At 70.2% G+C, this 20006-nt stretch carries 16 protein-coding genes; 6 read left to right on the forward strand and 10 right to left on the reverse strand.

The window, feature by feature from the left end; genetic code table 11:
• On the forward strand, positions 1–1179 hold the full coding sequence (locus B0F77_RS22505; protein ID WP_086664936.1) for an MFS transporter: 1179 nt from the start codon (positions 1–3) through the stop codon (positions 1177–1179).
• Here B0F77_RS22505 and B0F77_RS22510 read toward each other — a convergent pair.
• The 3 genes from B0F77_RS22510 to B0F77_RS22520 all read right to left on the reverse strand — a co-directional run bounded on the left by B0F77_RS22510 (position 1166) and on the right by B0F77_RS22520 (position 3604).
• The gene (locus B0F77_RS22510) at positions 1166–1525 is read right to left on the reverse strand and encodes a VOC family protein (protein WP_211293934.1); all 360 of its coding nucleotides are present in this window, start codon (positions 1523–1525) and stop codon (positions 1166–1168) included. The genes B0F77_RS22505 and B0F77_RS22510 overlap by 14 nt on opposite strands.
• 274 nt (positions 1526–1799) lie before the next feature.
• Positions 1800–2117, reverse strand: coding sequence for a hypothetical protein (locus tag B0F77_RS22515; protein WP_086664937.1), 318 nt, complete (start codon positions 2115–2117; stop codon positions 1800–1802).
• Positions 2114–3604: an MFS transporter gene (locus B0F77_RS22520; RefSeq protein WP_086664938.1), complete on the reverse strand. Its 1491-nt coding sequence runs from the start codon at positions 3602–3604 to the stop codon at positions 2114–2116. The genes B0F77_RS22515 and B0F77_RS22520 overlap by 4 nt, the downstream gene beginning before the upstream one ends.
• A 105-nt stretch (positions 3605–3709) precedes the next feature.
• On the opposite strand from B0F77_RS22520, the gene B0F77_RS22525 reads away from it, so the two are divergent.
• A complete protein-coding gene (locus B0F77_RS22525) occupies positions 3710–4297 on the forward strand; it encodes a TetR/AcrR family transcriptional regulator (protein WP_086664939.1) in 588 nt (195 codons plus the stop codon).
• 8 nt (positions 4298–4305) lie between these two features.
• On the opposite strand, the gene B0F77_RS22530 is transcribed toward B0F77_RS22525, so the two are convergent.
• From B0F77_RS22530 to B0F77_RS22550, 5 genes are all read right to left on the reverse strand, one after another.
• Positions 4306–4956 carry a methyltransferase domain-containing protein gene (locus B0F77_RS22530; protein ID WP_086664940.1) on the reverse strand — a complete coding sequence of 217 codons (651 nt, stop codon included), beginning with the start codon at positions 4954–4956 and terminating at the stop codon, positions 4306–4308.
• A complete protein-coding gene (locus B0F77_RS22535; RefSeq protein WP_086664941.1) occupies positions 4953–5840 on the reverse strand; it encodes a decaprenyl-phosphate phosphoribosyltransferase in 888 nt (295 codons plus the stop codon). Before B0F77_RS22535 ends, B0F77_RS22530 begins: the two co-directional genes overlap by 4 nt.
• 1 nt (position 5841) lies before the next feature.
• A complete protein-coding gene (locus B0F77_RS22540) occupies positions 5842–7056 on the reverse strand; it encodes a glycosyltransferase 87 family protein (RefSeq protein ID WP_143466856.1) in 1215 nt (404 codons plus the stop codon).
• 100 nt (positions 7057–7156) lie between these two features.
• A complete protein-coding gene (locus B0F77_RS22545; protein WP_158102792.1) occupies positions 7157–8098 on the reverse strand; it encodes an NAD(P)H-dependent oxidoreductase in 942 nt (313 codons plus the stop codon).
• Between the two features lie 301 nt (positions 8099–8399).
• Entirely contained in the window at positions 8400–9923 is a 1524-nt protein-coding gene (locus B0F77_RS22550; protein WP_086664944.1) for an amidase family protein, read from the reverse strand.
• A gap of 188 nt (positions 9924–10111) precedes the next feature.
• Between B0F77_RS22550 and B0F77_RS22555 the strand changes: the two genes are divergently transcribed.
• From B0F77_RS22555 to B0F77_RS22570, 4 genes are read left to right on the forward strand one after another with little or no spacing between them, the layout of a single operon-like run.
• Positions 10112–10603 (forward strand): DUF3224 domain-containing protein, encoded by a 492-nt coding sequence (locus tag B0F77_RS22555; protein WP_086664945.1) that lies wholly within the window; start codon positions 10112–10114, stop codon positions 10601–10603.
• 16 nt (positions 10604–10619) lie between these two features.
• The gene (locus B0F77_RS22560) at positions 10620–11990 is read left to right on the forward strand and encodes a M28 family peptidase (RefSeq protein ID WP_086664946.1); all 1371 of its coding nucleotides are present in this window, start codon (positions 10620–10622) and stop codon (positions 11988–11990) included.
• A complete protein-coding gene (locus B0F77_RS22565) occupies positions 11987–13384 on the forward strand; it encodes a carotenoid oxygenase family protein (RefSeq protein WP_086664947.1) in 1398 nt (465 codons plus the stop codon). The genes B0F77_RS22560 and B0F77_RS22565 overlap by 4 nt, the downstream gene beginning before the upstream one ends.
• Positions 13385–13408: 24 nt before the next feature.
• Positions 13409–14461 carry a cobalamin-independent methionine synthase II family protein gene (locus B0F77_RS22570; protein WP_086664948.1) on the forward strand — a complete coding sequence of 351 codons (1053 nt, stop codon included), beginning with the start codon at positions 13409–13411 and terminating at the stop codon, positions 14459–14461.
• 55 nt (positions 14462–14516) lie between these two features.
• On the opposite strand, the gene B0F77_RS22575 is transcribed toward B0F77_RS22570, so the two are convergent.
• Positions 14517–17714 (reverse strand): LamG-like jellyroll fold domain-containing protein, encoded by a 3198-nt coding sequence (locus B0F77_RS22575; RefSeq protein WP_086664949.1) that lies wholly within the window; start codon positions 17712–17714, stop codon positions 14517–14519.
• Positions 17715–17768: 54 nt separating this feature from the next.
• Entirely contained in the window at positions 17769–20003 is a 2235-nt protein-coding gene (locus B0F77_RS22580; protein WP_086664950.1) for a DUF8189 domain-containing protein, read from the reverse strand.
• Between the last annotated feature and the right edge of the window lie 3 nt (positions 20004–20006).

Raw genomic sequence — 20006 nt, forward strand, 5'->3', positions numbered from 1 at the left:
GTGACCGTGCGCAGAATCCTGCTGTACCAGGCGTTCACGAACCTCTCGTTGTTCATGCCGGTGTGGATCTTCTTCATGCAGGCGGTCCACCACCTCACGCTCACCGAGATCACCGTGATGCTGGGCATCTCGTGGCTCGTCACCGCGCTGGCCGAGGTGCCGGCCGGTGCCGTCGCGGACACCTTCGGCCGCAAGACCTCGCTCGCACTCGGCTCCGTGCTGGTCGCGGCGGGCGCCGCCCTCGTCACCTTCGCGTCGGGGTACGCGTGGGTGCTCGCCTCGTACCTGGTGTGGTCGGCAGGGCTGGCGCTGCAGTCGGGAGCGGACCACGCGCTGCTGTTCGACTCGCTGGCGCGGGAGGGCAGGGAGGCCGACTACCACTCGGTGGCGTCCAGGTCGTTCGCCGTCGTGCAGCTCGCCCAGGGTGTCGCCGCGGTGGCGGGCGGCTGGCTCGCGGGCATCTCGCTGCCGTTGCCGATGCTCGCCACCAGTGTGTTCACGGCGCTGTCGCTGGTGTTCCTCATCGGGTTGCGTGAACCCGCCCAGGAGAAGCAGACCGCGAAGCGGGGATATCGGGAGACGCTGGCCGAAGCGGCCGCGTTCGTCGGCGCTCGCCCGCAGGTGCGCTACCTGATGCTCTACACGTCGCTCGTCGCGGCCGCGGTCTGGGTCGTGGTGTTCGTGCTCTTCCAGCCCTACCTGGGCGCGCACCTGGTGCCGGTGACGTGGTTCGGGGCGTTGTTCCTGGTGATCAGGCTGGCCTCGGTGGCGGGATCACGGCTCAGTCCCCACCTCGTCCGGGCCGCGCACGCACCGCGCTGGCTGCTCCTCGCACCCTTGGCGTTCACCGTGCTGTTGCTGGGAGTGGCGTTGTCGGGCCCGTGGTGGTGGCTCGGCGTGGCGATCATGGTGCTGCTGAGCTTCGGTCAGGGCGTCTTCCGCCCGCTGCTGGCCCTGCTGCTCAACGAACAGGCGTCCGCGGCGGTCCGCGCGACGCTGCTGTCGTTGCAGAGCCTCGTCTACACGCTCATCATCGCGACGCTGCAGCCGCTGGCGGGCGTGCTCGGGGACCACTGGGGTGTGCCCGCGTCCTTCGCGGCGCTGGCCTGCGTGACGACGGGTGCGCTGGCACTGCGGCTCAGCCGGTCCGGCCGTGCCGTCAGCACTACTTCGACATGATCACGACGTGGTACCCGTCGGGGTCGGCGACGAGTGCCATGTGCTCGCCCCACGGCTGCAACGCGGGTTCGGACAGCACTTCGACGCCGTGCTCACGAAGATGCGCCACGGCCTTCGCGCAGTCGTCCGCGTACACGCACAGCTGGAACCGCTCGGCGGGCGCGGTGGCGGGGCGGGCGGGATTCTCACCGATGCCGAGGGCGGAGTCGCCGAGCCTCAGACTGACGTACTTCTCGCCGGCCTCGGCGAAGCGGTAGGTCTCGGTGAAGCCGAGCAGGTCCTGGTAGAACCCCAGCGACTTCTCGAGGTTCTCGGTGGCGATGATCGGGAACGCGGTCGCGAACACACGTCGATGCTAGTGACGCCGTGGGCGGCCCGCATTCCGCGACACCCGGCCGGGTAACCACTTCCACCTGTTCGAGGGGCCGTTCCACGAACGCGAGAGGGCCGCGCCCACCGTGGTGGACGCGGCCGTGCGAACCTCGCGGTTTCCCCTTCCCCACCACCACCATCCGGGGGATGGAGCTGGTGCCGGCGAGGTGGAGAGCACGGACCTCCGCGAGGTCCGGCGGGCGGCCACCCCGGCCCGCGGAGAGGTGGCCGTGACGGGTGACCCGCCGTCAGCCGAGACGGGACGCGGCGACCTTGGCGTGCCCGGGCCAGGTCTTCGCGGAGGACGCGGGCAGCAGCACCCAGTCCTTCATCGGCCTGCCGTTCTTCGCCGGGTCGAACTCCGACGCGTCCTTCGACTTCATCGCCTTCACGTGCTCGTCGGTGCCCGCGCCCAGCTTGAACGCGACGCCGTCACCGAACAACGCGACGATCGCCTTGCCGGAGTACTTCAGGCACGGCAGGCCGAACATCTTCGACGCGGTGAAACCCTGCGGAGTCATCTCCTCCGTGAGCTGTTCGAACGCGTCCTTGGCGGTGGCAGTCATCGAGTGGTCCGTCCTTCCTGGGTTTCGTCGGCGACATCAGCCGTGGCGGCCGGTGCCGGAGCGGCGGGTGTCGCCGGCATCTTGAGCAGCAGCAGCGCGAGCACGGCGCCGACCAGGGCGAAGCCGCCGGCGGTGAGCAGGGCGAGGGAGAAGCCCTCCACGACCGCCTCGCCGGGCCCGGTGCGACCGTCCGCGACCGCCGCGGTGGTGCGGCTGGTCGCCACGGCGACGAGGATCGCGAGACCGACCGCGCCACCGATCTGCTGCGTGGTGTTGATGAGACCGGACGCCAGACCGGCCTCCTCCGGCGGTGCCAGCGCGGTCGCGGCGATGATCACGCCGACGAACGCGAGCCCGGAACCGACGCCGGTCAGGATCGACGGGCCGAGCACGTCGATCAGGAACCCGCCACCGTCACCCGGCGGGCGCAGTGCCGCGAACCAGAACTGGCCGGCGCCGATCACCACCAGGCCGAGCGCGAGCGTGTTCTTGAACCCGATCCGGGCCACCACCTTGGCGGTGAGGTTGGCCGTCACGGCGAGCGCGACCGCCACCGGGAGCTGGCCCAGCCCGGACTGCATCGGGGAGAACCCGAGCACCTGCTGCATGTACAGCGTGAGGAAGAAGAAGTACGGGAACGCCGCCGCGGTCAGCGCGATGGCGGTGATGTTCGCGCCCCGCAGCACCGGTTGCCGGAACACCCGCAGCGGCACCAGCGGCTCCGCGGACTTCGACTCGATCACGAAGAACGCGGCGAGCAACACGATCGCGAGCGCGCCGAGCAGCAGCGTGTTCGCCGAGGTCCAGCCGACGGTGTTCGCGTTGATCACCACGTAGACGAGCAGCCCGAGGCCGAGGGTGACGGTGATCGCGCCGGCCAGGTCGGTCGACCTCGCCTGGGCCGTCGCGCGCAGGCCGGGGAGCAGCGCCGGTGCCAGCAGCACCGCCGCGATGCCCACCGGGACGTTCACGAAGAGCACGGCCTGCCAGCCGATCCACTCGGTGAGCACACCGCCGAGGATCGCGCCCGCGGCGCCGCCGACTCCCGACATCGCGGCGAACACGCCGAGCGCCTTGTTGCGTCCGGGGCCGGCGGGGAAGGTGATCATCAGCAGTGCCAGCGCGGCCGGTGACACCAGCGCCGCGCCGAGGCCCTGGGCCGCCCGTGCCGCGACCAGCCAGACAGGTGTCTGGGCGAGACCGCCGAGCAGTGACGCCGCGGTGAACAGGACCAGGCCGAACACGAAGAGCCGGCGAGGGCCGAACAGGTCGGCGCCACGTCCTCCCAGCAGCAGAAAGCCGCCGAAGGCCAGTGTGTACGCGTTCGACACCCAGGACAGGTCGTCCTGCGGGAAGTCCAGGCCGCGCTGGATCGACGGCAACGCCACGTTCATGATCGACGCGTCGAGGATCAGGACGAACTGGGTGACCGCGAGGAGGGCGAGCGCGAGGCCCGTTCTCGGTGCCGCGGCCGATGATGTCGACATGAGGGTCTACCCCCTTACAACCGGAAGAGGAGGTTCCATTCCGTTTAGGAGGGCGACCATACGGAATGCAGATTCCGGTGTCAACGACCCGGTAGAGTTGCAGGCATGAGCACCTCTCCCACCGCAACCGAGGGTCAGTCCCCCGTTCAGCGCCCGCTGCGCGCGGACGCGCGGCGCAACCGCGAGCGGATCATCGTGGCCGCGAAGAGCGCACTCGGTGCCGACGGCGCGGACGTGCAGATGGAAGCCATCGCCAAGCGGGCGGGCGTCGGCGTGGGCACGCTCTACCGCCACTTCCCCACCAAGCACGCCCTGCTGGCCGAGATCACCCGGCAGTGGGTGCTCGAACGGATCGAGAACGCCACCACGGCGCTCGCGTTCAGCGATCCGTGGATGAGCCTGACGTCGTTCCTGGTCAGCAGTGGCGAGGCGATGTCGCGCGACGCGGGCCTGTGCGAGGTGTTCAGCGAGGTGGCCACGTTCGACCTGTGCGAGGAGGAGAGCGCCGAGTACGCCGGGCTGCTCGCCACCATCATCTCGCGTGCGCACGAGGCCAAGGTGATGCGGCCCGACGTGTCGGTCGAGGACCTCCAGGGCCTGCTCTACGGGTTGTCGCACTCGATCGCGATGATGAGCAGGCGCTGGCAGATGTTCGTCGACGTGATGGCCGCCGGCCTGCGCGCGAGGAACTGAGCCGCGCCTCATCCGGCGCGGCTGAACACCCTGAGCTCGTGGGCGTACCACAGCCTGGTCACGTCCACCGAGCAAGCCAACCGGAACCCGCGTTCCACTACCAGGTCGGCCACCTCGCCGACCTTCGCGTGTCGCACCCATTCTCTCGCCATCACCAGGTCGTGGAGCTGGTTGGCGACCGCTCGCCACCTCGGCCGGCACGCCATGTCCTTGTAGATCAGCACGCCTCGCGGGCGGACGGCGGCACACGCCCGGCGCAGCACCGCGGCGCGGTCCGCGACCGGCACGTGGTGCAGGACGTCCACGAGGCAGACCACGTCGAACTCGCGGTCGGGCCAGTCTCCGCGAACGTCGCCGTACCCGAACTCGAGCCGCGCACCCGTGTCCCGCACCCGTTCGGCCACCAGCCGTGCCTCCCGAAGCGCGGCGCCGGACACCTCGAAGCCGGTCCCGTCGATCTCGCGGCCCAGCGCGGCCAGCAGTCCGAGCAGCAACCCGGACCCGCAGCCGGCGTCGAGCACCGACGCACCGGCCGGGACGTGGGCGACGACCAGTTCGAACGGACAGATCCACGGGCGGTGCACCTGTCTGAGCCACACGCCGAACCCCCGGCCCCGGTACAGCGCGGCGGCCAGCCGGACCAGGTCGCGCGCCCTCATCGCAGCTGACTCCCCACCAGCTGGCAGAGGGCCAGGAGCACGAGGTACACCTGAAGCTGCCGATCGTGCAGCAGCAACGTCTCCGGCTCCTCCGCGTCACCTCTGTCGATGAGCAGGTTCAGCCTGAGCACCGCCAGCAGGAACGGCACGATCCCGGCCGCGTGCACCGTCGGCGCGATGCCTCCGCTCAGGTGTGCCGCCCACAGGCAGTAGGTCACGATCATGACGCCGGAGCAGGTGGCGCGGACGGTGACGAGATAGCCGAGCGTGTAGGCGTCGAGCGTGCGCCGGGTGACCGTCGATCCGCCGGACCGGAGTTCCGACTCCCGTTTCCCGATCACCAGCACGAGTGCTCCCATGGACACGACCAGCAGGTACCAGTTCGTGACGTCGACACCCACCGCGACCGCGCCCGCGAGCGCCCTCAGCACGTGACACGTCGCGACCGCCGCCAGATCGGCGACGGCGATCTGCCGGATCCAGAGCGTGTACGCGGTGCTCAGCACCAGGTAGGCCAGGACCACGGCGCCGAACCACCAGCCGAGCACCAGCGACCCGCTCACCAGGGCCGCGAGGATCGCCAGCGCTCCCGCCGTCGCGGCCGCCCGCACGGAGATCAGCCCGGCCGCGACCGGGCGGTGCCGCTTGCGCGGGTGCGCCCGGTCCGACTCGGCGTCCGCGGCGTCGTTGATCAGGTACGCGCCGCTCGCTGCCAGGCACAGCACACCGAACGCCGCCAGCGACCGGAGCAGCCCGTCGAGGTGCAGCAGCGCTCCGGACGCCAGCGGCGCGGTGAACACCATGCCGTTCTTCAGCCATTGACGCGGCCGCGCACCACGGGCCAGCGCCGCCGCGAACGAGGACCGCCGCGCCGGCGCGGTCATGTCAGCGCACCAGCCGTTCGCGTTGTTCAGGCGACGTCCCCGCACCTGACCGCGTCACCGCGAGCCAGCCGAGCGCCGCCAGGCCCAGCAACGGGTACGCGCCGACCGCGAGGAACTGGAACACCGTGAACTTCAGCTCGCCACCGGTGTAGCTGACCATCAGCCAGGGCACCGCGATGAAGAAGACGCCCGCCACCAGTCCGGCGGCACCGCCCAGCACCACGTCCCTGCGCGCGATCGCCTCGCTGACCAGCACCAGCAACGCGGGCAGCACCCACACCCAGTGGTAGGTCCAGGCGATCGGCGACACCAGCAGTGCGATCAACGCGTTGAGCGACAACGCGATGAGCAGACCGTGTTCGGCCCGCCGCAGCGCCTTGCGCATCGCCAGCACCGCGACCACGACGACCACCGCGCTGACCGCGTAGACGACCGCGGTGTGGATCGGCAGCCAGTGGAACCGGCCGAGCAGACCGTGCAGCGACTGGTTCGGCGCCCACCACAGACCGCCGACGAGATCCGTCGTCCTGGAGGTGTCGAAGCCGACACCGGTCCAGTAGGCGATCGAGTTCCCCGGTGCCAGCAGCAGACCGAGGCCGGTCAGCACGATCGCGGTGCCCGCTGCCACCAGTGCCGCGCGGACATCCTTGCGCAGCAAGAAGAAGAGCACGAACACGGCGGGCAGCACCTTGATCGCCGCGGCGATGCCGACCAGGAGACCGCGCGGCCATCTGGGGCTGTCCACCAGGCAGTCCAGGCACACCAGCGCCATCAGCACGAGGTTCACCTGACCGAACGTCAAATCCTCCCGCACGGGGCCGAGCAGGGTCGCGAAGGGCAGCACCGCGGCCGCCGTCAGCTTCACGTCCAGATCTGGCCACCTCTTCGCGATCGCCTTGACGACCACGTACACCACCGTCACGAGTGCTAGCAGCGACACGAGCCACCAGGCTCCGATCGCGAGCCCGCGCGGCAGGAACGTCAAGGGGGACAAGGCGACCGCCGCGATGGGCGGATACATGAACGGCAGCTTCAGCTCCCCCGCCGCCGTGTGCAGCGGCGGCAGGTCGTAGATGTCGCCACCGTCGCGCCACGCGAGCGAGGCCAGCCGGTAGACGTCGAGGTCGAGTGACCGGAATCGATCAGTACCCAGCACGAACGCCACCACCGCCAGTTGGGCGATCACGGCGAGTGCGATTCTTCCGTTGCGTGGCAACGGACATCACCTCCCACAGGCAACGGGAAGGTCCACAGTGGATCAATCCTACGGCCACGCGGAGCCCGTCGACTCGGACTTTCTTGCGTGCGGACCGGCGTCAGCTCGCCCGTTCCCGGACCCCTTGCGCCGTCCGGGTGCGATACGTGGACGGCGTGACGCCGTACCGTTTCCGGAACACCCGCTCGAAGTGGCTGAGATCCCGGTACCCCACCGCGTGACAGATGCTCGTGACGGACATGTCCGTCGTGAGCAGCAGCGTGCTCGCGTTCTCCAGCCGCAGTTCCGTCACGTGCCCGACGAAACCGGTACCGGTGCGCGCCTTGAAGACGCGCGAGAAGTGGTAGCGACTCAGATACGCGTGCCGCGCCACGTCGTCGAGACAGAGGTCGCTGTCGGTGAAGTTCTCCTGGATGAAGTCGAGCGCACGCCGCAACGGGTCGTCCTCGTCGGGCTGCGGGTTCGCCCTGGGCGACGGAATCACGGACTCGGTCACCGACGTGGCCCCGGTGCGGAGGCTGCGCGCGAACCACAGCAGTTCGCGGCACAGTTCCCGCACCGCGCGCCCGAGGTCGGCACAGGCGACCTCGCCACCGGCTGGTCCGGCCTGGAAGTCGGCGTGCTGGGCCACCACCTGGCACGGGATCGCGACGGCGTGCAGCGAGCGTACGACGATGCGCAGGTGGTCCACGGCCTGAGGACTGCCGGATCCGCCGCCGGCCGAGATCAACGCGACCGGGCGGTTGCGGACGTCCTGGAGTTCGAGGTGGTCGAGGGCGTTCTTGAGCACGCCCGAGTAGGAGTTGTGACACAGCGGCGTGAGCAGGATGAGCGCGTGCGCACTTCGCACCGCGGACCGGAAGCTCTTGACCCGATCGTCGTCCGCGCCGGGCATCGGGATGCGATGCTCGGCGAGATCCCAGACCGCGGTGTCGGCACCCGTCCCTTCGAGAGTCGCGGCGGCCAGATGAGCGAGTGTGCGGGTACGTGATTGCCGGGAGGTGCTTCCCGCGACCAGAAGCACACGGGTTCCGCCTCCCATCACAATGCCCCTACCGCATGACTCATTAGAATACCTGATAGGTAGAATTCCACTTCGCCCCCCTTTGCGAAACATCCACTCACTGACAATGCACGGACACACTCACCCGACAGCGGCAACGCCGGACCACACTCCCAGGGCTCCCCGGTAATGGTCCATGACGTGCCCGTTCCCTGGATGCCGCCCCCAGCCGGCTCATCCATTCACGTCGAATGACAGCGCGGCCCGTTCACAATGTTTGGCCACATTCGGTCGTTCACAGTGAAGCAAATGAGATATTAAACGGAATCTCAACTTTCATCTATGTGCGTTCAGGGTAACTCGCTGCACCGAACGGGCCAGCGGCCTGACCGAAGGCGTGTGCCGCGGCCAGCAGCTTTGCGTCCTGGAGCGGCCGGGCGGTGAAGGTCACGCCGATGGGCAGACCGAACGAATCACCCGCCGGAACCGCGATGCTCGGATAGCCGGCGACGGCGGCCGGGGTAGCGCTGGACAACGCCGGGTGGTCACCGTTGACCAGGTCGATCATGCGAGCCGGTGACGTCGTCGGCGCCATCAGCAGGTCGAGGTCGAGCCCGTCGAGGACCGTGTCGAGCGCTCCCTTGGCGGCCGTCCGCGCGGCCGAGCGGGCCTCGTGACAGGCGGCGGGGTCGTCCGGCGCGGCCGCGGACCATTCGAAGATCTCCTGGCCGAAGTACCTGAGCTCCGCGTCCGCGTTCGCCCGGTTGAAGGCGATCAGGTCGGTGAGACTCTTCGGCCGGTCACCGGGCACCTGGCTCAGGTAGGCGCCGATCTGGGGTTCGAACTCGCACAGCAGGGCGGCGAACTCCAGCCCGCGCACCCGGTCGACCCCGGCGACGTCGGCCTGGTCGACCACCACCGCCCCGGCTTCCCGCAGCACCCGCACCGCGTTCTCCAGCACCGCGTCGGTCTCACCGCTCAGCCCGGTCAGCCCCGCCCGCCACACCCCGATCCGCTTGCCCTTCACCGCCGCGGCGCCTTCCGGTGCCAACGCGGTCCGTCCGCCCGACAGCACGTCGAAGACCAGCGCGGCATCGGCCGCCGTGCGCGCGATCGGTCCCGCGACGTCCTGCTGGGCCGAGATCGGCACCAGTCCCGCGGTGTCGACCACTCCGTGCGTCGGCTTGAGTCCCACGAGCCCCGTCACCGCACTCGGGCACACGATCGACCCGTCCGTCTCGGTGCCGACGGCGACCGGGGCGAACCCGGCTGCCACGGCTGCCGCCGAGCCGGCGCTCGACCCGCACGGACTGCGGCCGGGCGCACGCGGGTTCTCCGTCGCACCGCCGATCGCGCTCCACGACGCCGACGACTGCGATGAGCGGAAGTCGCTCCACTCGGCCAGGTTCGTCTTACCCAGCAGCACCGCGCCCGCGTCGCGCAGCCGCCTCGCCACCACGGAGTCCGGTCCCTGGGCGTCCTTCAACGCGAGCGATCCCGCCGTGGTCGGCATCTCGGTTCCGGTGCCGATGTTGTCCTTGAGCAGCACGGGAATCCCGTCGAGCGGGCCGCGCAACGTGCCGCCGGCCCGCCGGGCGTCGCTCTCCCGTGCCTTCGCGATCGCCTGCGGGTTGGTGGCGATGACCGCGCGCGGCCCCGTCCGGTCCTTCGTGGCGATGCGACCGAGGTAGATGCCGGTCAGGCGCACCGACGTCAGGCGGCCGGAGTCCATCGCCCGCTGCAAACCGGCGATGGACAGGCGGTCGACCTCCACCCCGCCACCGCGAGCCGGATCCGCCGCCGACGCGGAACTCGCCACGAGCACCAACCCGATGACACCGAGCACAACGCGCTGAACCACCATGGCCCCGTCCTACCGCCGAACGGCCGGTCAGGACCGGACTTTTCGGACGAAGGCGCAACATCCACCGTCGCTCACCGCAACGCCGCCCAGACCGCAAGATACGCATAGCTGACCCGTTCACCGCCTCAATATCGTTCGGCCACTTGTCGTACTCCGCTGCCTCAACTCGAAGTGGACGGTGGTTCGTCGTGCCGTTTCCCGCCCGCGTTCCCGCCATCGTGGCGACTCTCCTGCTCCTCGGGATGCAGTCGGCCGCGGCAGACCCGGCCCTGCGCCATCGCGACCAGGCCCACGGTCAGTTCGAGATACACACCTGGGTGGACACTCCGCTGCGAGACCTTCCCGGTGGCACCCGGATGAAGACGACGGCGACGACCCAGACCTTCCGGGGCGGCATCACCGGCTCCGGCGGTTCCGACTCCGTCGCGGTCGTGCGCCCGGACGGGACCTCGCAGTTCACCGGGTACGTGCGGGTGACCGGACGCGTCGGCGGCCGGGACGGCAGCTTCCTGCTGGAGGTCCGCGGGGGCTTCGACGGCACGGCCGCCCGCAGCACGTGGAAGGTCGTGCCGGGCACCGGCAGCGACGGACTGACCGGCCTGCGCGGTGAAGGCGGCCACGTGGCGACCTCGGACGCCTGGCCGTTCGTCACCTACACGCTGACCTACCGGTTCGAGTGAGGCCGTCGTGCGCGGAATGATCGCGGCAGCATGCGCGCTGGTGGTCCTGCTCGGCTCCACAGCGGTCCACGCCGATCCCGAATCCTCCTCCTACGACGGCGTGCACCGTCATCTCACGGCACTGCACGACATCGCCGTCGCCAACGGCGGGACGCGAACGTCGGGCGGGGCGGGTTACGACGCGTCCGCCGAGTACGTGGCCGGCCAGCTGCGGGCCGCCGGCTACGAGGTGGTCGTGCAGGACTACCCGTTCCCCGTCTACACCTCGAAGCCCGAGCTGCGGATCGGCACCACGAACTACACCGCGGGCCGGGACTTCTCGACCATGCTCCACTCCCCCGGTGGCACCGTCACCGCGCCGGTGACCGGGGTCGATCTCGTGCTGCCACCAGGACCGGCGCCGGACACGTCCAGCAGCGGCTGTGAGCCCGCCGACTTCACCGGTTTCCCGGCCGGCCACATCGCGCTGCTGCAACGCGGCACCTGCAACTACCGGACCAAGGCCCTCAACGCCCAGGCGGCGGGAGCCGTGGCGGCCGTGGTGTTCAACGAAGGCCAGCCGGGCCGGGTGAGCCAGCTGTTCGGCAACCTCTCCTCGCCGGGGGTCACGATTCCCGTGCTGAGCGCGAGCTTCGAGACAGGTGCCCGGCTCGCGCGACCCGGCACCACGGCACAGCTCGCGACAGGACCGGTCACGACGGCCGGGCTCACCCGCAACCTCACCGCGCAGACCAGCGCGGTGACGACCGGCGAGATCGTCGTGGTCGGCGCGTACCTCGACTCGGCACCGTCGTCGCCCGGTGCCAACAGCAACGCCTCTGGCGCCGCCGCGGTGCTCGATCTCGCGGTGCGGATGAGCCGCCAGCAACCCCAGCACGCCGTGCGGTTCGCGTGGTTCGGCAGCCATGAGGTGCACGCGTCAGGCGCGACGCACTACGCCTTCACGCTGCCGCCCGACGAAGCCGCGAGCATCGCCGCGTACGTCGATGTCGACGCCATCGGCTCGCGCAACCACATCGTGGGCGTGCACGGACACGCGCGGGCCGATGCCTGGTGGAACCGCGGACCGGTGGCCACGGTGTTCGACAGGTACTTCGACCGGCGGCACCAACCCCACGAACGACTCGGCGGCACGGCGGAGTCCGATGCCCGGCCGTTCGCCGACATCGGTGTCCCCACCGCGACGCTCACGGCGGGCACCACCGGGACCAAGACCTGGCGGCAGCAGGCGCTCTACGGCGGCCGCGCGGGCAAACCCTACGACCCGTGCCGCGCCATCGCGTGCGACGGACCGGGCAACGTCGACCGCGGTGTGCTCCGGTTGCACGCCCGTGCGCTGGAGCAGGCGGTCGCCGAACTCGCGCACCGTCCTCCGGCGCGACGATGACCGCGTACGCCAAGGGGTTCCGGACGCTGCCGGAGGAACGGCACGTCGAGTCGCTGCCGGTGCGCGGCCGGATCCCGGACTGGCTCGACGGCACGCTGATCCGCAACGGCCCCGCGTGTTTCGAGGACACCCGCCCCGCGCTGCGGCACTGGTTCGACGGACTCGCGATGGTGCACGCGTTCACGTTCAGCGGCTCACGCGTCTCCTACCGCAACAAGTACCTGGAGAGCAGCGCGCGGAGGTCGGTCGCCGCGACGGGAGTGTTGCGGCACAGCCAGTTCGCGACCGATCCCTGCGGGAGCTACTTCGGCAGGGTCTTCTCGTTCTTCCTCCGGCGCGCCAAGGTGCCGAACGCCAACGTCAACGTCGCGCTGATCGGCGGCAGGACCCTCGCGCTCACCGAGGTGCCGCTCGCCGTCCAGTTCGATCCCACCACGCTGCGGACCGTGGGCGTCACACCGCTCGGTGACCGGGAAACGAGGCACGCGACAGCCCATCCCCACGTCGATCCGGAAACCGGTGACGCGATCACGTTCGCGCTGAAGTTCGGCAAGAACAGCGAGTACCGCGTCTACCGGCACGGCACGCACAGCTCGTCGCCGGAACTGGTGTGCGCGATCCCGTGGCAGTTGCCGGGGTACGTGCACAGCTTCGCGATCACCGCCAGGCACGTGGTGCTCGTCGTGTTCCCGTTCGTCGTCGATCCGCTCACACTCCTGTTGCGCCGCAAGCCGTTCATCGAGAACTACCGCTGGCGTCCCGACCTGGGCACCGGGATCGTGGTCGTCGAGACCAAGACGGGGCGGGTGGTCGGGCGGCACACGACCGAACCGTTCTTCTGCTTCCACCACGTCAACGCGTGGGAGGAAGGCGACGACATCGTGTTCGACCTCTGCGCGTACGACGACGCCTCGGTGATCGACAGTCTTTATCTGGACCGGCTGACGACGACCGGTGGCGTCCCGCTCGCTCACCCCCGGCGCTACCGGGTGCGGGACGGCCGGATCTCGTTCCGCCAGCTCGGCTCGGCGTCACTCGAGCTCCCGCGGATCAACCACGCGGCGACGCACACCCGTCCGCACTCCTACTGCTACGGCGTCGGTTCACGCGCGGAGGACGGCAGGGACTTCCTCGACCAGCTGGTCAAGCTCGACACCCGCACCGGCGTCGCCACGACCTGGTACGAGCCGGGCCGATATCCGGGCGAACCGGTGTTCGTGGCGGCACCGGAGGGCTCCGCCGAGGACGCGGGCGTGCTCCTGTCGGTCGTGCTCGATCCCGGGCAGAACCGCTCGTTCCTGCTCGTGCTGGACGCGGCGTCGTTGCGCGAGATCGGCCGCGTGGTCGTACCGCACGCGATCCCGTTCGGCTTCCACGGTCTCTACACCACCTGAGAAATCACAACCCCGGGAGTCAGCGTGGCCATTCCAACCGAACCGATCGGCAGCATCCCGCGTCCTGACTACCTGCTCGACGCACTGTCCGGAAAGGCCGGTGCGGACGAGCTGGAACAGTTGGTGGACAAGGCGACCGCCGAGACGATCGCCAGGTTCGCGGAGACGGGATCGACGGTGATCACCGACGGCGAGCAGGGCAAGCCGAGCTTCGTGACCTATCCGCTCGCCGGCGGCGACCGGCTCGACGGTGAAGGCCCGATCATCCCGTTCGCCGACGGCCACACCCGTCAGCTCCCCCGCCTCACCGGCGGGCCGTTCCGCTACACCGGCCACGCGCACACCTATCTGCGGAAGGCGTTGGCACGCACCGATCTCGCCGTCAAACAACCGGTGATCGCCCCGTCCGCGCTGAGCCTCATCTACCCCGCCGACGGCATCGACGGCTACCCGCGCGAGGAGTTCCTCACGGACCTGACGAACGAGTGCGAGGCCGACATCCGAGCCTGCCTGGACGGCGGCGCGGCGTCGGTCCAGCTCGACTTCACCGAGGGCCGGCTCTCGATCAAGCTCGACCCGTCGAAGGGTGTGCTGCGCCAGTTCGTCGAGCTCAACAACCTGGTGCTGGACCGCTTCTCGCCGACCGAACGGCAACGCATCGGCGTGCACACCTGTCCTGGCGGCGACCAGGACTCGACCCACAGCCTCGACGTCGACTACGCCGAACTCCTGCCGGACCTGTTCTCCCTCAACGCGGGCAGGTTCTACGTCCAGCTCGCCAGCGAACCCGACCGCGGGCACGTGCTGGCGGCCGTCAAGGCCAGCTCGCGCCCGGACCAGACCATCTTCATCGGCGTGACCGACCCGATCGACCCGAGGATCGAGACGCCGCAGGAAGTGCGCGACCGGGTGCTCGAAGCGGCGGAGTACATCTCGCCCGAGCGGCTGGGCACCTGCGACGACTGCGGGTTCGCCCCGTTCGCGGACGACCGCTCGACGTCCCGCGACACGGCGTTCGCGAAGATCGCGGCCAGGGTCGAGGGCACCAGGCTGGCCGCGGAGGTGCTCGGCGTCTGACCGCGACCAGGGCGCAGGCACCGGGTGAGGGCCGCGCAGCCCTCACCCGGTGCGATCACGAGGCGTTGCTGAAGGGCAGGTGCACGGCGGTCACCGGGCCGAGGTCGGCGTTGCCGGTCAGCTCGGCGTCGGTGAGCGCCCGGCGGTGGACGCGGAACTCGTCCAACGTCCCCTTGAACCGGTTGGTGCCGTCGGGCTTGCTCCCGAGCCGGATGCCGTCCACGGCGAACGTGTCCCCGTAGGTCAGCGATCCGGCGACCGGGCCGTTCGACCGGTTGCCGTCCACCAGCAGCTCCACCGTGGTGCCGGACCGCCGGACCGTGACCAGATGCCAGGCGTTGTCACCGAATCCGGCGGACGCCGACGGGTCGGGCACGGACATCTCGTAGGAGCCGGTGTCGGTCTGGACGTAACCGTAGAAGCGGTCCTGGCCGGGCTGGGCGCGCAGCCAGATGGACCGCTCGGTGGCGCCCGTGCCGTAACCCCAGAAGATGACCTGGTCTGCGGTCGTGGCGGTGGCGGAGTACTTCACCCACGTCGAGATGGTGAAGTCGCCGCCGGCCAGGGCGACGCTCGGGCGACAGGGCAGGTAGGCCTCGTCGTCCGTGCCGTCGAACTGCAGGCCGGTGCCGTAGCGGCCGGCGACGACCGCGGGCGTGCCGAGCACCCTGGCGTTGACGCAGTGCACCGAGGCGTCCGGCGTCTGCGGGCCGGTCACCGGGTCCGCGACGTCGTGCGCCTGGGTGTTCTGGCCGTCGAACGTCCACCACAACGCGGGATCGGCCGGAAAACGACCGGTGGCCGCGGTGTCGAGCTCCGCGCCGGTCAACGCCCGGTGGTACAGCCGGAAGTCGTCCAGCGAGCCCTGCAGCACGTCGGTACCGTCCATCTTGGACCCGAGCCGCAGGCCCCTGATGCCGTCTGCCTGGTCGGCGCTCACCGATCCGGTCAGACCTGTTGCCGTGGCTGGGGTACCGCCGTCCACGCTGAGCTGGACCTGACCGCCGGTGCGGGTCAGGGCGAGCAGGTGCCAGGCGTTGTCACCGAACGCCGTCCGGCCTGCGGTGTCCGGCAGCGCGACGCTCACCGAGCCGGCCGGGGTCTCCAGCCAGGCGAGCAGCCGGTCCTGGCCCGGTTGTGCCCGCACCCAGACCGAACGTTTGCCGGACGTCGTGCCGTAAGCCCAGAGCAGCGCCTGGTTCGGACTGCTCGACGTGGCGCTGTACTTGAACCAGGCGGCCATCGTGAAGTCACCCGATCCGAGATCCAGCGTCTGCGAGAAAGGCGTTTCCACCCCGGGGTGCGCCGAGTCGATCTTCAGCGCCCTGCCGGTCTCGGTGCGCCCGGCGTCCGACTGGATTCCGCCGAGCACGGCGGCGGTCGCGCAGTTGCCGGAGACGTCCTCGGCGATCGGTGTCGTCGTGCGGGTGGGCACGACCGCGCCGTCGACCTTGGTCATCGCGAGGCTCAGGACGCGGGTGCCGGAGCGGGTCAGCGCGACGTTCCTGATGCGACCGGCCAACGCGTCGCTGACGCCGGTGTCCTGCTTGGCACCCAGGCGAATGCCGGTCACACCGCCGCTGACAGCGCCCGCGATGCCCTGAGCGGTCGCCGACGCCGTGCCCACGGTGAGCCGCAGCTGGCCACCGGTCCGCACGACGGTCAGCTGACGCCAGGCGTTGTCGCCGAACGCGACCGTGGCGCTGCTGTCCTTCACGGACGCGGTCGCGCCGCCATCGGAGCCCTGCACCCAGGCGGTGACCTGGTCGTCACCGGGTTGCAGGCGCACCCAGACCTGCGGGATGCCGGCACCTGTCCCATAGCCCCAGAACAGCACCTGGTCGCGGGTCGAAGCCGTGGCCTGGTACCGGAACTGCAGTGACAGCGTGAAGTCACCACCGCCGGGGTCGATCGTGCGCGAGTACGGCACGTCCGCGTAGTCGCCGGTGCCGTCGAGCAGCAACCCGTCGTTGATCGTCGCGTTTCCCCTGAGGTACGCGTCGTTCGCCTCGGGCGTGCTGTCCGGAGTGGTCGGTCCGGCGGCCTGGGCGGGCTGACCCGACGGTGTTCCGGTGGTCGTGCCCGGCAGACCGAGCTGCGCCGCGGTGAACCTGGTGAAGCGGATCTCGTCGGCGGAGAACGTGGTCCCGCCCTCGTACAGCAGGCCGATCTCGCCGCCGGTCAGCTCGGCGATGTCGGAGTAGCCGGAGCGGTCGCCGGTGACCAGGCCGTTGGGCGCGGCGGCCCAGGTGGTGCCGCGGTCGGTGGAGTACCGGATCCGCATCTGCTTGCGGTCCTGGGGGTCCGCGGGCGCCGAGAAGATCAGCACGTCACCGGGGGTGGTGCGGTAGGTCTGTTCCAGCGCCAGGACCGCGCCCTGCACGTTCGGCGTGACCAGGGACGGCACCAGGGAGAACTTCGGCATCGTGGTGCCGCCGTCGGTGCTGACCGCCCTCGCCCGGTGGTCGCTGTCGTCGACCTCGTTGCGCGCTCCGGCGTACAGCGAGCCGTCCGGCAGCTCGGTCACCACGATCTCGCCGGGACTCAGCACACCGTCCACATAGGAGTTCTCGGTCTTGCTGGCCTGCCAGGTCTCGCCGTGGTCGTCGCTGTAGAGCACACCGGCGAGCACGGTCCCGGCGGACGGCTTATGGTGCGCGCCCACGATCAGCCGGCCCGCGTGGGCACCGTGTTCGAGCTGGATGCCGTGTGCGGGGCCGGTGGCGAACCAGCCGTCGTTGGTGCCGTCCATGCTGGCGCCCAACGGTTTCGGCGCGGTCCAGGTCAGGCCGTCGTCGGCGCTCTGCTGGATCCACGGCAGCCGCTTGCCGGTCGGCGTCGCCTCGTTGGACGTGGTGACCAGCAGGATCTTCCCGGTCGTCCGGTCGACCACCGGGACCGGGTTGCCGCGGGTGAACGGCGCGAACGGATCGGCTGGCGTGCCCTGGGCGACCACGCGGATCGGGCCCCAGGTCCGGCCGTCGTTGGTGGACCGGCGCACGACCAGGTCGATGTCACCGCGATCCGCGCACGTGGCCGACTTGCGGGCCTCCGCGAACGCCAGCAGCGTGCCGGACGCGGTCCGGGAGAGTGCGGGAATCCGGAAGCAGCCGTACCCGTTGGTGCCACCGCGGTACAGCACCTGGTGCGCGCCGACCACGCTGACGCCGCTGGCCGCCGCGGTCGGAGCCGAGATGGGAATCAGGAGAAGAACTAGCAGAAGAACGCGCAGTGACCGCACGTTTGCCCCCATGTCCACGAGAAAGCGGGGCCAGGCCAGGCCTGACCCCGCTGCGCTGTCAGCTGGTCACTTCCGGGAGTAGAAGCGCGGAACGCCGTTGATGGTGATGAAGCCGAACATGATGGTCTGACCGTTGGAGTTGAGGAAGGTCATCGTGGTCGGATCGCTCGACGCGGGGTCGGTGTTGCCGGTACCGGCGATCAGTTCCCGGTCGCCCCACGTGTTGCTGCCGGTCGTGGTCTCGTAGAACCGGTAGATCTCGTTGTCGGTTCCCCGGTACGCCACGGCGATCCGGCTCGAGCCAGGGTCCTTCACGGCCGCGGGCGCGCCCGCGGTGAGACCGGCGTTGATCGCCTGCCACTCGGTCGGCCACGCACCGCTCTGGTCCTGCAGCTTCGTCTGAACCAGGCCGTCGGCACCACGTACGAACAGCTGCGGCACGAAACCGGGCCGCAACACCACGGCGGGCTTGCCGTTGAGCCCCTGACCACCGAGGTCGGTCCAGCCGGACAGGCCACCGTCGTCGTAGTACTGCATCGTCTTCACCGCACCGGCGCCGTTGACACCGAAGATCCGCACGCCGCCCTGCACCTCGACGGCACGGACCGTGCCGGGCACGAGGTCCTGGTCACCCAGGCCGCGCCAGAACGGAACGGAGCCGGTCTGCGCGTACGCCCACAGCTTGCCCTCGCTGTCGGAAGCGAACAGCACGACCGTACCGCCGCCGAGCTTGGCGACCTCCGGCGGTGCGGCCATGGAACCGCCCAGGTCCGCCCACGGGTCCCAGCTCGGGGTGTCCAGACCGGTCTGCGTGCGCGACCACACGGCACCGTTGGGCCGCAGGGCGAAGATCCGCATCTGCCCGCTGGACAGCTGGGTGATGGCCGGCTGGCCGGTGAAGGACTGCCCTTCGGACAGCACCGTCCACGTGACGGAACCTTCGACGTCCACCTGGGTCTGCTTGCCCCAGCGGATGTCGCCGCCGTCGTCCACGTAGGTGTGGTGCAGGATGCCCGCGGGTGCCTCGCCCACCGGAGCGGCCATCGTCATGGACATCTTGGAGTCCTGCTCGATCGGCACGGCCGGTGCCGGGTCGGCGAACCAGCCCTGCAGGTCCACGATCACGTGCGCGGGCTTCGAACTGCCGTTGCGGATGCGGATCTTGCCGTCGGTGCCCGGCTTGAGCACGATCATGTTGCCGCGCCAGACGTCCGCCTTGAAGTCCATCACGGACACCGCGGGTTCGGTCTGCCCCACCGGCCACGCCTTGAGGTAGCCGGCGGCCTCCGGGGTGACGATCAGGTTGACGGCCGCGCCCGCGACGCCCTGCGTGGCCATCCCGGTGATCCCGCCGACCTGGACGTCGACCGTGGCGTTCGCCGCGAGCGGCGCGCCGTTGCCCGCCGTCCTGGTGTTGATCAGGCGCTTGGTCAGCTCACGCCATCCCGCGCCCTGGTTGGACACCTTGCCGAAGTAGCCCTCGGCGGTGACGACCAGGTTGATCGCGTCCGGGCCGTTGTTGCGAATGGTCGCCTTGCCGTCGGTCGACAGGGCGAGCACCGCACCGGACTGGGTCGATCCCGCCTCGAAGTTGAACACCGTGCGGTTGACCGAGGTCCCGGGCCCGGCGGCGAGGTAGCCGTCCGCGGGCGCGCCCGGCACCAGCAGGTTCACCTTCGCCGCGGCGGCACCGGCCGGGATCACGCCGCCGGTCAGCGTCACCGTGCGGCTGCCGCCGGCCGGGATGGTGCCGGTCGTGGTGCCGGTGCCGTTGCGGGTGTCGACCACCCTGGTGTGGTTCACCGGGACGAAGCCGCCGCCGGTCGCACCCTGGGCACTGGTGAAGTAGCCCTGGACCTCGGCGACCATGTGGGTCTTGCCGGACGCGTTGTAGATCGACACCTTGCCCTGCGCGCCGACCTCGACCACGGCGGTGTTGGAGATCTGCTCACCCACGCCCGCCGAGATCATCGTGGTGCCCGGCCGGGTCTGGCCGGCCGGCCACGCCACGGCCCACGTCGCCTCGGTCGGCTTGAGCAGCCCGATGCGCAGCACCACCGAGCCGACGCCGGTCGTGGGCACCGCTCCCCCGGTGACCGTGAACGTGGTCGTGCTGGCCTCGCCGCGTTCCCCGGTCGCACCGACACCGGTCAGGGTGTTCAGCACCACCGGTGACGACGGGACCGGGACGTAGTCGCCGCCCTTGCCCGCCGCGTCGGCGTGCGCTGCCTGCGTCCCGGCGAGGGGCAACACCGTCGCGACCAGGACGGCCGCCAGGGTGGCTCTCAGTGTTCTCAACACGGA

The organism is Lentzea kentuckyensis (assembly GCF_002150765.1).
GTDB lineage: Bacteria > Actinomycetota > Actinomycetes > Mycobacteriales > Pseudonocardiaceae > Lentzea > Lentzea kentuckyensis.

Excerpts from the sequence above, each read along its gene's own strand:
- B0F77_RS22525 (WP_086664939.1), top strand. The coding sequence starts at position 3,710 with ATGAGCACCTCTCCCACCGCAACCGAGGGTCAGTCCCCCGTTCAGCGC.
- B0F77_RS22565 (WP_086664947.1), top strand. The coding sequence starts at position 11,987 with ATGACCGCGTACGCCAAGGGGTTCCGGACGCTGCCGGAGGAACGGCAC.
- B0F77_RS22520 (WP_086664938.1), bottom strand. The coding sequence starts at position 3,604 with ATGTCGACATCATCGGCCGCGGCACCGAGAACGGGCCTCGCGCTCGCC.
- B0F77_RS22550 (WP_086664944.1), bottom strand. The coding sequence starts at position 9,923 with ATGGTGGTTCAGCGCGTTGTGCTCGGTGTCATCGGGTTGGTGCTCGTG.
- B0F77_RS22545 (WP_158102792.1), bottom strand. The coding sequence starts at position 8,098 with ATGGGAGGCGGAACCCGTGTGCTTCTGGTCGCGGGAAGCACCTCCCGG.
- B0F77_RS22515 (WP_086664937.1), bottom strand. The coding sequence starts at position 2,117 with ATGACTGCCACCGCCAAGGACGCGTTCGAACAGCTCACGGAGGAGATG.
- B0F77_RS22575 (WP_086664949.1), bottom strand. The coding sequence starts at position 17,714 with ATGGGGGCAAACGTGCGGTCACTGCGCGTTCTTCTGCTAGTTCTTCTC.
- B0F77_RS22560 (WP_086664946.1), top strand. The coding sequence starts at position 10,620 with ATGATCGCGGCAGCATGCGCGCTGGTGGTCCTGCTCGGCTCCACAGCG.
- B0F77_RS22530 (WP_086664940.1), bottom strand. The coding sequence starts at position 4,956 with ATGAGGGCGCGCGACCTGGTCCGGCTGGCCGCCGCGCTGTACCGGGGC.
- B0F77_RS22535 (WP_086664941.1), bottom strand. The coding sequence starts at position 5,840 with ATGACCGCGCCGGCGCGGCGGTCCTCGTTCGCGGCGGCGCTGGCCCGT.